Genomic DNA, 13331 nt, shown 5'->3' on the forward strand with positions numbered 1-13331 from the left:
AGTACCTCGAGAACCGGAAGAAGGTGAGAAAAAGGGGGACGGCCGTCAGCCCGTGACCGCGCCCTCCGCGGCGGAGTGCACGAGCTTGGAGTACTTGGCCAGAACGCCACGGGTATAGCGCGGGGGAAGCGGTTCCCAGCCTTCGCGGCGGGAACTCAGCTCGGCCTCATCGACGATCAAGTCGAGAGTGCGAGCGGCGATATCGACCCGTATCAGATCACCATCGCGCACGAAGGCGATCGGACCTGCGTCCACCGCTTCGGGAGCTATGTGGCCGATGCAGAGGCCGGTTGTGCCGCCTGAGAATCGACCGTCCGTCAAGAGTAGTACATCTTTTCCGAGCCCCGCGCCCTTGATGGCTGCGGTGATCGCCAGCATCTCGCGCATGCCGGGGCCGCCCTTGGGGCCCTCGTAGCGGATGACCACGACATCGCCCGCGGCGATGTCGCCCGCCTCGAGGGCGTCCATGGCGGCGCGCTCGCGCTCGAACACGCGGGCGGGGCCCTCGAAGACGTTGCCGTCGAAGCCGGCCGACTTCACGACGGCACCCTCGGGAGCCATCGAGCCGTGGAGGATCGTGATGCCGCCCGTGGCGTGGATCGGGTCGTCGAAGCGGTGGATCACCTTTCCGTCGACGGGGTCGGGGTTCAGGTCGGCGAGGTTCTCGGCGAGCGTCTTTCCGGTGACGGTCAGCGCGTCACCGTGCAGCAGACCCTCGTCGAGCATCGCCTTCATGATGACGGGGATGCCACCGTGACGGTCGACGTCGTTCATGACGTACTGCCCGAACGGCTTCATGTCGGCGACGTGCGGGGTACGGTCGCCGATGCGGTTGAAGTCGTGCAGGTTCAGCTCGACCTCGGCCTCGTTGGCGATCGCGAGGAGGTGGAGCACGACGTTGGTCGAGCCGCCGAGTGCCATGGCGAGGGCGATGGCGTTCTCGAACGCCTCTTTGGTGAGGATGTCGCGCGTGGTGATGCCCTGGCGCAGCAGGTTGACCACGGCCTCGCCCGAACGGTGGGCGAAGTAGTCGCGACGACGGTCGGCCGACGGCGGGGCGGCGGAGCCCGGAAGGCTGAGACCCAGGGCTTCGGCGACGGATGCCATGGTGTTGGCGGTGTACATACCGCCGCACGCGCCCTCACCCGGGGCGATCGCGCACTCGATGCGCTTGAGGTCGGCCTCGCTCATCTTGCCCGCGAGGCACGCGCCCACGGCCTCGAACGAGTCGATGATCGTGACGTCCTTCTCGGTGCCGTCGCTGAGCTTGACCCAGCCGGGGGCGATCGAGCCCGCGTAGAGGAAGACGCTCGACAGGTCGAGACGAGCGGATGCCATGAGCATGCCCGGGATCGACTTGTCGCAACCCGCGAGCAGGACGGACCCGTCGAGGCGCTCGGCCATCATCACGGTCTCGACGCTGTCGGCGATGACCTCGCGCGAGACGAGCGAGAAGTGCATTCCCTCGTGGCCCATCGAGATGCCGTCGGAGACGGAAATGGTGCCGAACTGCAGCGGGTACCCGCCGCCGGCATGGACGCCCTCTTTGGCGCCCTGCGCGAGGCGGTCGAGGCTCAGGTTGCAGGGGGTGATCTCGTTCCAGCTCGACGCGATGCCGATCTGGGGCTTGTCCCAGTCCTCGTCGCCCATGCCGACCGCGCGGAGCATTCCGCGGGAGGTCGTGGCTTCGATGCCGTCGGTGACGACGCGACTGCGGGGCTTGATGTCGAACTCGCCGGTGTTCGGATTCTGCGGTGCGGGCATCCTCGCAGTCTATTGCGCGCACGTAGCGCGCCGATGCGCCACGAGTGTCGAATCGCTGATCAATCCGTGTGCGCGCGGCGAAGACGCGCGACGTCCTCCAGGACGGTCACGAAAGCGTCGATGTCGTCGACGCGCAGTGTGGCCGAGGTCTCTCCCCCGCCGACACGGATGCCGAGGTCTCCGGGGCCGAGGGAGCGCAGCGCGTCCTCATCGGTGACGTCGTCGCCCGCGAACAGCACAGCGGTCGCTTCGACCCGCTCGCGCAGGTGCGCGACGGCGGAGTCCTTCCCCTCGTGGCGGAACGAGAACTCGAGGATGTCGTGGCCCGTTCGACGCCTCCATTCGGGCGCCTCGGCGGCGACGAGCTCATCAGCGATCTCCCGGACGGCGCGGGCGGTCTCGGCATCCGCGGTCCGGGTGTGCACGCCGAAGCCGTACTCCTTCGGCTCGATCCAGACGCCCGTCGTCCCGGCGGCGCGACGACTGACCTCGTCCTGCAGGCGGTCCCGGAGGGCCAGGTCCGCTTCGTCGTCCGTCGCCGCCTCGACGCCCACCCCGGGTACCCAGAACTGCACGCCGTGGGAGCCCGCGAGCCAGATGAGCGAGTCGTCCGTGTGCTCCGCGATCTCGCGGAGGTGGCCGAGCGAGCGTCCGGAGACGAGAGCGACGACCGTGCGGGGAAGCGTGACCAGGTCGTCGAGGACCGCCCGGGCACCCGGGGTCATGCGCGCCGACATCGGCTCGTCGACGAGAGGAGAGAGGGTGCCGTCGAAGTCGAGGGCGATCAGCAGGCGGTCGGTCGTGGCGACGGCCTCGATCGTGGCGTCGGCGGCGGTCATTCCGCGTCCTCGCCGTCGGAGCCGGCTTCGACCTCGGCGGCGGCCGCCGCGCTCGAGGCCGTGTCGTGGAACGTCGCGAGAGCCTCGAGGAACTCGCGCGACCAGTCCTCGACGTCATGCTCGCGCACGCGTTTGCGCAGCGCCCGCATGCGGCGACCCTGCTCGGCGGCGGGCATGTCGATCGCCCGGACGATGGCATCCTTCAATCCGTCGATGTCGTGCGGATTGATGAGCAGGGCGCTGCCCATCTCGTCGGCGGCACCGGCGAACTCGCTCAGCACCAGCACACCGCGGTTGTCGGTGCGGCTGGCGACGTACTCCTTCGCCACGAGGTTCATGCCGTCGCGGAGAGCGGTCACGAGCATGACGTCCGCGGCGAGGAACAGCGCGACCATCTCTTCACGCGGGTACGACTGGTGCAGGTACCGGATCGCGGTGTGCGTGGTGGTGTCGTGGTCGCCGTTGATCCGCCCGACGGTCATCTCGATCTCGTCGCGCAGCTGCACGTAGGCGTCGACGCGCTCGCGACTCGGGCTCGCGACCTGCACGAGCGTGGCGTCCTCGACCGTGGCGCGGCCGTCCTCGAGCAATTCGCCCCACGCCTTCAGGCGGTGGCGGATGCCCTTCGTGTAATCGAGGCGATCGACCCCGAGCAGGATCTTGCGGGGGTTGCCGAGGCCCTCGCGGATCTCTTTCGCGCGCTGCTGGATCTCGGGCTTCTGCGCGAGCTCGACGTACGAGTCGGCGTCGATCGAGATCGGGAACGCCTTGGCGAGGGCGACGCGCGTGCCGCCCTTCGGGTCCGGAACCAGGATGCCGCTGGCCTTGGTCTCGTACCGCAACTGACGCCGCACGGCTCGCGCGAAGTTGCCCGCGTCCGCAACGCGTTGGAATCCGATCACGTCGGCGCCCAGCAGGCCCTCGAGGACCTGCTTGCGCCACGGGAGCTGCGAGTACAGGCCGTAGGCGGGAAACGGGATGTGGTGGAAGTAGCCGATCGTCAGGTCGGGCCGGAGTCCCCGCAGCATCTTGGGAACGAGCTGCAGCTGATAGTCCTGCACCCACACCGTCGCGTTCTGAGAAGCAGAGGCGGCCGCGGCTTCGGCGAATCGGCGGTTCACGCGGACGTACGCGTCCCACCACGCGCGCTTGTAGGTCGGCGCGGCGATGACGTCGTGGTAGAGCGGCCAGATCGTGTCGTTCGAGAAGCCCTCGTAGTAGTTCTGCACGTCGGCCGCCGACAGCACGACGGGAACCAGGTGCACTCCGTCGAACTCGAACGGGTCGAGCTCGACGTCGGGTTGGCCGGCCCACCCGACCCACGCGCCGTCGGCGCGACGCATCACCGGCTCGAGGGCGGTCACGAGACCGCCGGGGGAACGACGCCACCCTTCACCGTCCGGGGTGCGGTCGACGGGAAGGCGGTTGGCGACGACGACGAAATCGGCCTGGGTCACAGGTCCTCCTCGGGGATCGACCTCAGGCTAACAGCGGCATCGAGCGGCGCAGAGGGCTGGACGGGATGCGATATGGACGCCCCGCCTGTCAAGGCGCGGCGTCGCGTCGCGCTCCTCGGTAGGTTGAAGACATGCGCCAGTACATCTTCGGAACGGGTCTTCTCAGCGCCATCACGGGTGGCATCACGCTCCTGCGGGCTCTGCGCAATGACGAGCCCTTCACGTGGCGCACCGCCCTCGCGTGGCTCAGCTGGGGCATCACGCTGGCTCTCGCGATCGGATCGGTCGTCGACACCCGTCGCGCCCGGCGCGGACGCGTGATCGCGGGCGACTCCCCCGTCGCGAAGAAGCAGCAGAAGCTTTTCAAGAAGCGCCTCGCGCGCTGATCGGACGACGGATGCCACGACCCCGGGGTCGTGGCATCCGTCTGTCTGTCAACGTGTGAGGATCAGCGCGTCGCCCTGGCCTCCACCGCCGCAGAGGGCGACCGCGGCGGTGCCGCTCCCCCGCCGCACCAGCTCGTGGACCGCGTGCACGACGAGCCGGTTGCCCGAGACGCCGATCGGGTGACCGATCGCGATGCCGCCGCCGTGCGGGTTGACGACGTCGTCGGACAGGCCCAGCTCGGCCTGCGAACGAGCCACGACAGCGCCGAAGGCTTCGTTGATCTCGACGAGATCGAGATCGGATGCCGAGATGCCCTGCTTCTCGAGGGCTCTCGCGATCGCGCGAGCAGGCTGCGCGTGCAGCGAGTTGTCGGGTCCGGCGACCTGTCCCGCGGCTCCCACGACCGCCAGGATGTCCCATCCTCGATCGTCCGCCACCGATCGGGTCGTGACGACGACCGCCGACGCCCCGTCGGAGATCCGCGACGCGTTGCCGGCGGTGATCGACCCACCCTCGGCGAAAGCGGGGCGGAGCTTCGCGAGCGTGTCGACCGTCGTGTCGGCGCGGATGCCCTCGTCGGCCGTCACGACGACGGGATCGCCCTTGCGCTGCGGGATCTCAACGGGCACGATCTCGGCGTCGAAGACACCCGCCGCCTGCGCGGCGGCGGCACGCTGGTGCGACCGGGCGGCGACCGCGTCCTGCGCCTCACGGGTCACGTCGAATCGCGCGTTCGCGCGCTCGGTGGAAGCACCCATGCTCTCGCGGTCGTAGGCGTCCGTCAGACCGTCGTACGCGAGGTGATCGAGCACCTCGACCGAGCCGTAGGCGTAGCCCTCGCGCGAGTTCATCAGCAGGTGCGGGGCGCGGGTCATCGACTCCATGCCCGCCGCGACGACGACCGTCGCGTCCCCGAGGCGCAGCATGCGCGCGGCATCGATGATCGCCGTGAGACCCGACAGGCAGACCTTGTTGACGGTCGCCGCATGCACGTCCCACCCAATCCCGGCGGCGACGGCAGCCTGGCGAGCCGCGTTCTGTCCGGCACCGGCCTGGAGCACCTGTCCGACCAGCACCGCGTCGACGGCCTCGGCGGGAATCCCCCCGCGGTCCAGGGCTCCGCGTATCGCGGCCGCGCCGAGCTGCACGGCGGTGAGCGGAGCGAGCTGGCCCTTCAGGCGCCCCTGAGGGGTGCGCGCGGCGGCGACGATCACGACGTCTTCGGGGTTCATCGGGTGACCTCCTCGGTGAGTTCCACGGTCAGCGGGGGCTCAGTGGCATCCCGCACCTCGTCGATGCTCACCCCGGGGGCGAGCTCGACGAGCACGAGTCCATCCTCTGTCACGTCGATGACGGCGAGGTCGGTGATGATGCGATCGACGACACCGCGACCGGTCAACGGCAGCGAGCAGTCGTTCACGATCTTCGGCGAGCCGTCCTTGGCGACGTGCTCCATGAGCACGATGACGCGCGCGGCTCCGTGGACGAGGTCCATGGCGCCGCCGGGACCCTTCACCATCTTTCCGGGGATCATCCAGTTCGCCAGGTCTCCGGAGGCCGACACCTGCATCGCCCCGAGGATCGCGGCGTCGATCTTGCCCCCGCGGATCATCCCGAAGCTCAGCGCCGAGTCGAAGAAGGCCGCGCCGGGGAGCGTGGTCACCGTTTCTTTGCCGGCGTTGATGAGGTCGGCATCCACCGCGTCCTCCGTCGGGTACGGACCGACGCCCAGGATGCCGTTCTCGGACTGCAGCACGACCGTGACGCCGTCGGGCACGTGGTTGGGCACGAGGGTCGGCAGGCCGATGCCGAGGTTGACGTACGAGCCGTCGGCGAGTTCGCGGGCGGCTCGCGCCGCCATCTCCGTGCGGGTGAGGGCCATGTCAGAACTCCTTGCTCATCGGTGCGGCGGGACCTGAGCTCGTCGATGCTGAGGTCCCTGAGCTCGTCGAAGGGACCGGGCCCGACTCGGCGACGCCGTCCCGCACCGTGCGCTTCTCGATCCGCTTCTCGATCCCGGGCCCGACCTCGACGAGACGGTGGACGTAGACCCCGGGCAGGTGGACGTCGTTGGGGTCGATCTCGCCGGGCTCGACGAGATGCTCGACCTGGGCGATGCACACGCGCCCCGCCATCGCCGCGAGCGGGTTGAAGTTGCGGGCGGCCTTGCGGAACACGAGGTTGCCGTGCCGGTCACCCTTCCACGCATGGACGAGGGAGAAGTCCGTCGTGATCGCCTCTTCGAGGACGAACTCGCGAGGCACGCCGTCGACATCGAAGACGCGCACGTCTTTGACGGGGGACGCGACCGCGATGCCTCCGGCGCCGTCGTACCGCTGAGGAAGCCCGCCCTCGGCGACCTGGGTTCCGACTCCCGTCTGGGTGTAGAACGCCGCGATGCCAGCCCCACCGGCACGGAGCTTCTCGGCGAGAGTGCCCTGCGGGGTGAGCTCGAGCTCCAGCTCACCGGAGAGGAACTGCCGTTCGAACTCCTTGTTCTCGCCGACGTACGACGACGTCATCTTGCGGATCCGACCAGCCCCCAGCAGGATGCCGAGACCCCAGTCATCGACACCGCAGTTGTTGGAGACGACGGAGAGGTCTCGCGTCCCTTGGGCGAGCAGGGCTTCGATGAGGGCGATCGGGTTGCCGGAAAGTCCGAAGCCGCCGACGGCGAGGGACGCGCCGTCGGGGATGTCGGAGACCGCGTCGGCGGCCGAGGTCCAGGTCTTGTCGATCACGCGAACTCCTTCGTGTCTGCGTCATCTCATGCTCAGGGCCGGCGCCGGGACGCGCCCAGCGCGATCTTGCGATGTGGATGCCAAGCCGCGTAGCGTCCACATCGTGGACACCGCACCTCATTCGCGCTCACCCGCGAGCGTTCCCGGCGCCCAGGCGATCGCCCGCGCCGCCACACTCCTCCGCCTGGTGACGGCGGCGGGATCCGCCGGGGCGACCATCGGCGACCTTTCCCGCGACGCCGATCTCACGCGCCCCACCGCGCATCGGCTCCTGACCGCCCTCCGTGCGGAGGGGCTCGTCGACCGCGACGAGACGACCGGCCACTGGCTGCCCGGCCCTGAGCTCTACCTCATGGGCAGTGTGGCGGCCTCTCGCTTCGACATCACCGCGACGGCACGCGACGTCGTGCGCTCGCTCGCGGTGCGAACCGAAGAGAGTGCGTTCCTGTCGGTGCGACGTGGCGACGAGACGGTGTGCCTCGTCCGAGAAGACGGCAGCTTCCCCATTCGCTCCTTCGTGCTTTCCGAGGGAGTGCGTTTCCCGCTGGGCGTGGCATCCGCGGGTCTCGCGATCCTCGCCTTCCTTCCGCCCCATGATGTGGACGCCTATCTCGAGCGCCACGGGGACCTCGCCGAGCGGTTCGGAGCCTCACATGCCCCGGCGCGCCTGCGCGCGCGGGTGCGCGACACCCAGGAGCGCGGGTACGCCGTGAATCCGGGGCTCATCGTGGAGGGCAGTTGGGGCCTGGGGGCGGCCGTGTTCGACCGGGCGGGGGCTCCCCAGTGGGCACTGAGCCTGACCGGCGTCGAGTTCCGTTTCTCGGGTGAGAGACTCGGCGAGCTCGGTCGCATCCTGCTCGCGCACGCGCACCAGCTGTCCACGCGACTCGCGTCACGATAGATACCTCAGGTATATATCTGCGATATGCTTTTCCCATGACCCGCGATGACGATCTCCAGAGATTGCTGCTCGCGGTGCACGCCCTGACGCGCATCGCGGCCCTCGACACCCAGAACGACGCCCCCTCCGCGCAGTGGCGCACCCTCACCCTGCTGCGCGACCACGGACCCCAGCGTCTCGGCGACCTGGCCACCCTCAGCCGCGTGACCCAGCCCGGCATGACGCGCCTCGTCCACCAGCTCAGCGACGCGGGTCTCGTCACGCGCGAGCCGCACCCCGATGACTCGCGCGTCAGCGTCATCGCCGTGACCGACGCCGGTCTCTCCGCCCTCGAGCGCTGGCTCGCACAGTTGAGCGCCGCCCTCGCGCCCCACGTGGCCGATCTGACGGATGCCGAATGGGATGCCGTGAGCACCGCCGCCGGTGCCCTCTCGGCCCGCGTGGGCCTACAGCCGGAGGTCGTGCGATGAGCGCCGCTCCGAGCGTATGGAAGCAGCCGGCCCAGGTCTGGGCCGTGGCATTCGCGTGCGTCGTCGCGTTCATGGGGATCGGTCTCGTCGACCCGATCCTCCCCGCGATCGCCGAGTCACTGAAGGCGACACCCGTCGAGACCGAGCTGCTGTTCACCAGCTACCTGGTCGTGACGGGCCTCGCGATGCTCGTCACCAGCTGGATCTCGAGCCGAATCGGCGCGAAGGCCACGCTGCTCGTCGGGCTCGCCCTGATCGTCGCGTTCTCGCTCCTGTGCGCGCTGAGCGGAAGCGTCGACGCCGTGATCGGCTTCCGCGCGGGCTGGGGCCTCGGCAACGCCCTGTTCATCTCGACGGCTCTCGCGACCATCGTCGGCGCCGCCTCCGGTGGCAGTTCGGCGGCGATCATCCTGTACGAAGCGGCGCTCGGCCTGGGCATCGCGATCGGACCGCTGCTCGGCGGCATCCTCGGCGAGGCCAGCTGGCGGGGACCGTTCTTCGGAGTGGTCGCCCTCATGGCGATCGCTTTCGTCGCCGTGGCAGTGCTCCTGCGCGGCCCTGCTCCCGCACGAACGCCCATCCCCTTCAGCGCGCCGTTCCGCGCCCTCGGTCGCCCGGCGCTCGCGATCCTCGCGGCCACCGCGCTGTTCTACAACATCGGCTTCTTCACCCTGCTGGCCTTCTCCCCCTTCCCGCTGGGCTTCGGCGCGATGGGGATCGGGCTCACCTTCTTCGGGTGGGGTGTCGCGCTCGCGATCACGAGTGTCTGGGTTGCCCCGATCCTCCTCCGCCGGATGCGGCTGACGTCGGTTCTGCTGCTCGCCCTCCCCCTGCTCGCTGTCGACCTCCTCGTCGCCGCTTTCGTCGTGGACTCCCCCGTCGGACTCGTGGTCTGCATCGTCGTGGGCGGTCTGGTGCTCGGCGTCGTGAACACGGCGTTGACGGAGGCCGTGATGGAAGCCACCGACCTCCCCCGTTCGGTCGCCTCCTCGGCCTACTCGGCGGTCCGCTTCCTCGGCGGAGCCGTCGCCCCGCCGCTCGCCGCCTTCCTCTGGCACGCCGCGGGCGCGGGAGTGCCGTACGTCATGGCGACCGTGTCCGTGCTGATCGCGGCGGCGTGCGTCCTGTTCGGTCGGCGAGCCCTCGCGCACGTGGACCAGGCCCACCCGACGATCGCCGACGAGGGAGCCGCCGTCCTCGTGGGCGACGCCGCCTGACGCATCGCGAACGCACGCACGCACCCTGTCCCGAACGATTCGGGACAGGGCGCGTGTCGGTACAGCGGTCGTTTCAGCTGTGCGCCCGGCGCCGGAGAAGATAGGTCACCGCGATGCCCACGAGGAGCATCGCAGCACCGATACCGATCGCCCCCGCGACCGACGGCGTCCCCGTTGTCGCCAAGGCCCCGGTCGTCGCGGCAGTGATAGGGGTGGCGCTGGCCGACGGCACCGGGCTCACGCTGGCGCTCGGGCTCTGCGTGGTGCTCGGGCTCGGTGAGGCCGTCGGGGTAGGCGACGGGTCATCCGTCGGGGTCGGCGTCGGCGTGATCGTCGGGGTCGGCGTCGGATCCGGCTCCGCGAACAGCTCGCGCACGGCATCCGAGACCTTCGTGCTGGTGAACGCGGCACCCGCCGCATTCGGGTGGATCGCCCCCTTCTTGATCCCGCCGACGGGGAGCCCCGAGACGGGCACGCTGTCGGGGGCGAGGCTCAGCGTGATGCCGTTGACGTACGCGTCGCGCGGGTTGCACGGCGTGTGCGCCGCGGAGTCGGCGAGCAGCGAGACGTAGGTCGCGCCAGAGGCCTCGGTGACCTGCGCCATCGTGTCGTCGAGGTAGGCCTGGGTGGCGTGGAGCAACTCCACGTCCGCATTCGTGTAGGGGTACGCGTTCGTGCGGAACCCGAGTCCCTGGAGGAGCGAGGTGTAGCACCCGTCGCTCGGGGTGTGCGCGGCGTCGGGGGCGAGCGCGGGGTATCCGACCACGATGATCTTCGCGTGCGGAGCCCGTGCCTCGATATCGGCGAGGGCCGCCGACAGGGCGGGTGCCACCGACTGATCGATCTGCGTCTCGAGCGTGTTCACCGGGCCCGCGGGAGTGTTCACCACGAACTGTTCGGCGCACGAGGCGTGCACGTTGCCGTCGAGACTCCCGGCGACCGGGCCTCCCGCCGTGGCCGCGATGCACATCTGACCGAGCTGCCAGAACCCGAGGTCGTTCCCGCCGATCGTGAGAGTGACGAGGTCGGTGTCGGCATCCAGGGCGTCCGACTGGACCGGTGCCGTCGCACCGCCCACCGACTGCGGAGTGTCGACCACGTTGGCGATCACGGCTCCGCCGCACGAGCGGTCGTCGAGGTCGAAACCGAACTCGTCGGCGACGAGGTGGGGGTAGTTCTCATCCGACTGATCGCACCCCGCGGCGGGCTGCGTCGCGGCGAGAGGGAGTCCCCACGCGGCGGCGTACGAGTCGCCGAGGGAGACGTAGGAGCGACCGGTCAGGTCGGGGACGGCGGCGGAGGCGGGGGCGGCGATCGCGGCCATCGCCGACACGGCGAGGACGGCGAGCACGGCACCCGTGGAGAGAAGTCGGCGCATCCGCCCGACGCTAGAGCCCCGGAGGGCGGGCGACCCGGCAAACGGCTCCTGAGGGGCCGAACTTCACCCTCACTCCCACCGTTGCGTCAGTCGGCCTCGCCCGCGGCGCGTGCGACCTCGCGCGCCCCCGCCCCAGACATGACGATCGAGTAATGGTCGACCCCGTCCACGCGGCGGACGTCCCGAAGCCGCGGGTGGGTCGCCCGGAGCGCGTCAAGGTCGGGGTACAGCGGAGGCACCTCACCACGCAGACCACGCTCGGCCGCGAGAAGCGTCGTCGGCCGTGGCATCCGCTCGATAGCCCTTCCGATCGCGTCGCCCGCGTTCTGATCGATCGAGTCCTCCTCGACGGTGGACAGCACCGTGGCGGGACGCAGAAACGGTTCCGCGCCGACGAGGTCGTACGCGAAGTACGAATCGAGCAGCGGATCCTCGCGGTCGACGAACGCCGGGTGTGCGCGCCAGAAGTCTCTGTACTCGCCCTGGTCGGCGAACCGCCGCTCGAGCCGCGCCGCCGTCGGCCCCAGCACGTGTCGCACGGCTTCCCGAGGCGACATACCCGGCGGCAGTTCCAGGGGCAAGCCGCCGTCGACGAGGACGACTCGATCCACCCGGTCCGTGTGCCGATCGGCGAGCACGGCGGAGACGAAAGCGCCCATCGAGTGACCGATCACGACCACCTCGTCGACCGCGAGGCCGTCCAGAACCGCAGCGAGGTCATCGGCGTGCGCGGCCATGCCGAGCGGCCCCTCCCCCCTCTCGCTCCGCCCGCGGCCGCGGAGGTCCGGAGCGATCAGACGCTGCTGGGGTGCCTCGGCAGCCAGCCACGCCCAGGCGAGATGCGAGGCGGTCACGCCGTGCACGAGCAGCCACGGCATGCCCACGGCATCCGGATTCCACTCCCCCACGCGCAGCGACCCCGCCGCGACCGCGATGTCGTGCGTCCGGTACACGGAACTCATGCGCCGCGCCCCACCTCGCGAGCGAGGGTGTCCCACAGCTGCTCGAACCGTGCGTTCCAGGGCGAGGCGAACGTGCCGGCCCGCCAGCGACGCTGGACCTCGTCGAGCGTGACCCACTCGGCATCCTGGACCTCTTCGGGATCGGGTACGGGCACGGGCTCGCCGTCCACTCGCGCGATCCAGAGATCGAAGAGCGCGCGCTCCTCGATCACTCGCCCGACGAGGACGAGCTCGTCGGGGGCGACCGAGAGCCCGGTCTCCTCTCCGAGCTCGCGCGCGGCGCCGCGTCGGCTCGACTCCGCACGGAGGGCGCTTCCCGCAGGGAACTCCCACGCGAGCGGGTAGTCCTTGCCCGGTGCGCGCAGACTCACGAGCACCCGCCCCGTCGACGACACCACACAGACGGATGCCACGATGTGGAACGACCCGGCCGGGACGGGGCCGTCCCCACGACGGTGCAGCGCCCCCGTCGGAGTCCCCTGGATATCGGTCACGTCCCAGATCTCGTCATCGGCCATGGGGCCATCCTTCCCGAAGAGGCGGCGCGCAGGGCGCGTGCAGTCAACGTTCTGCCGAAGCGGGAAGCACGTCGACGTACATGCTCTCGTCGTTGCCGGGACTCCGATGGTCGACGACGGTCCTTCCCCCATTCCACCGCGTGACAAGCGGCTTACGCGCACGATAAGGGGCCGCGGATAGGTTGAGCGCATGAGCCGAACGCACCGCCGCATCGCCGCAACTCTGACGACCGCCTCCGCGCTCGCCCTGACGGGGTGTTCTCTGGACGGGCTCATCTGGGGCCCCGAGGGCGCGAACGTGATCGACACGACTCGGGAGCACATCGAGGCCGCGGCAGCGGGCGACGCGGACGGGACGGTGTGCGAGGGGCGGGACATCGATCTGGGGTCGCCGTCCGCCTGGGACGGGCTGTCCGCCGAGGAGCCCGAAGAGTTCGTCGCCGAGTACTGGCCGGAGCAGGCCGAGTTCGACCCGACGTGGAGCATCAACCTGTCACTGCCCGCCGGGCGCGTGGCATCCGGGGTCGAGTATCCCGGAGACCTGTTCTACCGGGAGGACGACGGGGGCCTGTGCCTCGTCGACGTGGCGTGGTGGACCGTGGGGGTTATAGGCAAGAACGTGTGGATGGGATGGTGATCTAGCCGCGCGATCACGCGGTGAAACGGGGTTGTGCATGGTCCGCGACGCTTAGGCGTG

Annotated in this window: 14 protein-coding genes; 5 read left to right on the plus strand and 9 right to left on the minus strand. The window is 69.9% G+C overall.

Translation table 11 applies throughout. The features are described from left to right. Positions 1 to 45: 45 nt before the first annotated feature. Genes ilvD through otsA form a run of 3 tightly spaced genes read right to left on the minus strand, consistent with a single transcriptional unit; the run spans position 46 to position 4060 of the window. Positions 46 to 1764: a dihydroxy-acid dehydratase gene (gene ilvD, locus AB0O24_RS13260; RefSeq protein ID WP_058614257.1), complete on the minus strand. Its 1719-nt coding sequence runs from the start codon at positions 1762 to 1764 to the stop codon at positions 46 to 48. Between the two features lie 59 nt (positions 1765 to 1823). Then, positions 1824 to 2603 (minus strand): trehalose-phosphatase, encoded by a 780-nt coding sequence (otsB, locus tag AB0O24_RS13265; RefSeq protein WP_363375462.1) that lies wholly within the window; start codon positions 2601 to 2603, stop codon positions 1824 to 1826. After that, positions 2600 to 4060, minus strand: coding sequence for an alpha,alpha-trehalose-phosphate synthase (UDP-forming) (otsA, locus tag AB0O24_RS13270; RefSeq protein ID WP_363375464.1), 1461 nt, complete (start codon positions 4058 to 4060; stop codon positions 2600 to 2602). The genes otsB and otsA overlap by 4 nt, the downstream gene beginning before the upstream one ends. A 131-nt stretch (positions 4061 to 4191) precedes the next feature. Between otsA and AB0O24_RS13275 the strand changes: the two genes are divergently transcribed. Then, a complete protein-coding gene (locus AB0O24_RS13275) occupies positions 4192 to 4446 on the plus strand; it encodes a hypothetical protein (protein ID WP_058595904.1) in 255 nt (84 codons plus the stop codon). A 48-nt stretch (positions 4447 to 4494) separates the two neighbouring features. Here the strand turns inward: AB0O24_RS13275 and AB0O24_RS13280 are convergent, their stop codons facing one another. The 3 genes from AB0O24_RS13280 to AB0O24_RS13290 are packed head-to-tail and all read right to left on the minus strand — an operon-like array spanning position 4495 to position 7188. Further along, positions 4495 to 5679 carry an acetyl-CoA C-acetyltransferase gene (locus AB0O24_RS13280; protein WP_363375466.1) on the minus strand — a complete coding sequence of 395 codons (1185 nt, stop codon included), beginning with the start codon at positions 5677 to 5679 and terminating at the stop codon, positions 4495 to 4497. After that, positions 5676 to 6329 (minus strand): CoA transferase subunit B, encoded by a 654-nt coding sequence (locus AB0O24_RS13285; RefSeq protein ID WP_363375468.1) that lies wholly within the window; start codon positions 6327 to 6329, stop codon positions 5676 to 5678. The genes AB0O24_RS13280 and AB0O24_RS13285 overlap by 4 nt, the downstream gene beginning before the upstream one ends. A gap of 1 nt (position 6330) precedes the next feature. Beyond that, on the minus strand, positions 6331 to 7188 hold the full coding sequence (locus AB0O24_RS13290; protein ID WP_363375471.1) for a CoA transferase subunit A: 858 nt from the start codon (positions 7186 to 7188) through the stop codon (positions 6331 to 6333). Positions 7189 to 7291: 103 nt separating this feature from the next. On the opposite strand from AB0O24_RS13290, the gene AB0O24_RS13295 reads away from it, so the two are divergent. From AB0O24_RS13295 to AB0O24_RS13305, 3 genes are read left to right on the plus strand one after another with little or no spacing between them, the layout of a single operon-like run. Then, on the plus strand, positions 7292 to 8089 hold the full coding sequence (locus AB0O24_RS13295; protein WP_307385974.1) for an IclR family transcriptional regulator: 798 nt from the start codon (positions 7292 to 7294) through the stop codon (positions 8087 to 8089). Positions 8090 to 8124: 35 nt separating this feature from the next. Further along, a complete protein-coding gene (locus AB0O24_RS13300; protein WP_275799905.1) occupies positions 8125 to 8559 on the plus strand; it encodes a MarR family transcriptional regulator in 435 nt (144 codons plus the stop codon). After that, entirely contained in the window at positions 8556 to 9776 is a 1221-nt protein-coding gene (locus tag AB0O24_RS13305; RefSeq protein ID WP_363375476.1) for an MFS transporter, read from the plus strand. Before AB0O24_RS13300 ends, AB0O24_RS13305 begins: the two co-directional genes overlap by 4 nt. A gap of 73 nt (positions 9777 to 9849) precedes the next feature. On the opposite strand, the gene AB0O24_RS13310 is transcribed toward AB0O24_RS13305, so the two are convergent. The 3 genes from AB0O24_RS13310 to AB0O24_RS13320 form a co-directional block, all read right to left on the minus strand. Then, positions 9850 to 11154 carry an SGNH/GDSL hydrolase family protein gene (locus AB0O24_RS13310; protein WP_363375479.1) on the minus strand — a complete coding sequence of 435 codons (1305 nt, stop codon included), beginning with the start codon at positions 11152 to 11154 and terminating at the stop codon, positions 9850 to 9852. 86 nt (positions 11155 to 11240) lie between these two features. Further along, positions 11241 to 12116: an alpha/beta fold hydrolase gene (locus tag AB0O24_RS13315; protein WP_275799899.1), complete on the minus strand. Its 876-nt coding sequence runs from the start codon at positions 12114 to 12116 to the stop codon at positions 11241 to 11243. Further along, a complete protein-coding gene (locus AB0O24_RS13320) occupies positions 12113 to 12634 on the minus strand; it encodes an NUDIX hydrolase (RefSeq protein WP_275799898.1) in 522 nt (173 codons plus the stop codon). Before AB0O24_RS13320 ends, AB0O24_RS13315 begins: the two co-directional genes overlap by 4 nt. Before the next feature lie 190 nt (positions 12635 to 12824). Between AB0O24_RS13320 and AB0O24_RS13325 the strand changes: the two genes are divergently transcribed. Continuing rightward, entirely contained in the window at positions 12825 to 13271 is a 447-nt protein-coding gene (locus AB0O24_RS13325; RefSeq protein ID WP_363375484.1) for a hypothetical protein, read from the plus strand. Positions 13272 to 13331: the final 60 nt, after the last annotated feature.

Origin of the sequence: Microbacterium sp. NPDC086615 (assembly GCF_040686055.1) — a bacterium.
GTDB lineage: Bacteria > Actinomycetota > Actinomycetes > Actinomycetales > Microbacteriaceae > Microbacterium.

Bases quoted from the DNA above. Each gene is read 5' to 3' on its own strand.
- ilvD (WP_058614257.1), bottom strand. From the start codon at position 1,764: ATGCCCGCACCGCAGAATCCGAACACCGGCGAGTTCGACATCAAGCCC.
- otsB (WP_363375462.1), bottom strand. From the start codon at position 2,603: ATGACCGCCGCCGACGCCACGATCGAGGCCGTCGCCACGACCGACCGC.
- AB0O24_RS13275 (WP_058595904.1), top strand. From the start codon at position 4,192: ATGCGCCAGTACATCTTCGGAACGGGTCTTCTCAGCGCCATCACGGGT.
- AB0O24_RS13280 (WP_363375466.1), bottom strand. From the start codon at position 5,679: ATGAACCCCGAAGACGTCGTGATCGTCGCCGCCGCGCGCACCCCTCAG.
- AB0O24_RS13285 (WP_363375468.1), bottom strand. From the start codon at position 6,329: ATGGCCCTCACCCGCACGGAGATGGCGGCGCGAGCCGCCCGCGAACTC.
- AB0O24_RS13300 (WP_275799905.1), top strand. From the start codon at position 8,125: ATGACCCGCGATGACGATCTCCAGAGATTGCTGCTCGCGGTGCACGCC.
- AB0O24_RS13305 (WP_363375476.1), top strand. From the start codon at position 8,556: ATGAGCGCCGCTCCGAGCGTATGGAAGCAGCCGGCCCAGGTCTGGGCC.
- AB0O24_RS13310 (WP_363375479.1), bottom strand. From the start codon at position 11,154: ATGCGCCGACTTCTCTCCACGGGTGCCGTGCTCGCCGTCCTCGCCGTG.
- AB0O24_RS13315 (WP_275799899.1), bottom strand. From the start codon at position 12,116: ATGAGTTCCGTGTACCGGACGCACGACATCGCGGTCGCGGCGGGGTCG.
- AB0O24_RS13320 (WP_275799898.1), bottom strand. From the start codon at position 12,634: ATGGCCGATGACGAGATCTGGGACGTGACCGATATCCAGGGGACTCCG.
- AB0O24_RS13325 (WP_363375484.1), top strand. From the start codon at position 12,825: ATGAGCCGAACGCACCGCCGCATCGCCGCAACTCTGACGACCGCCTCC.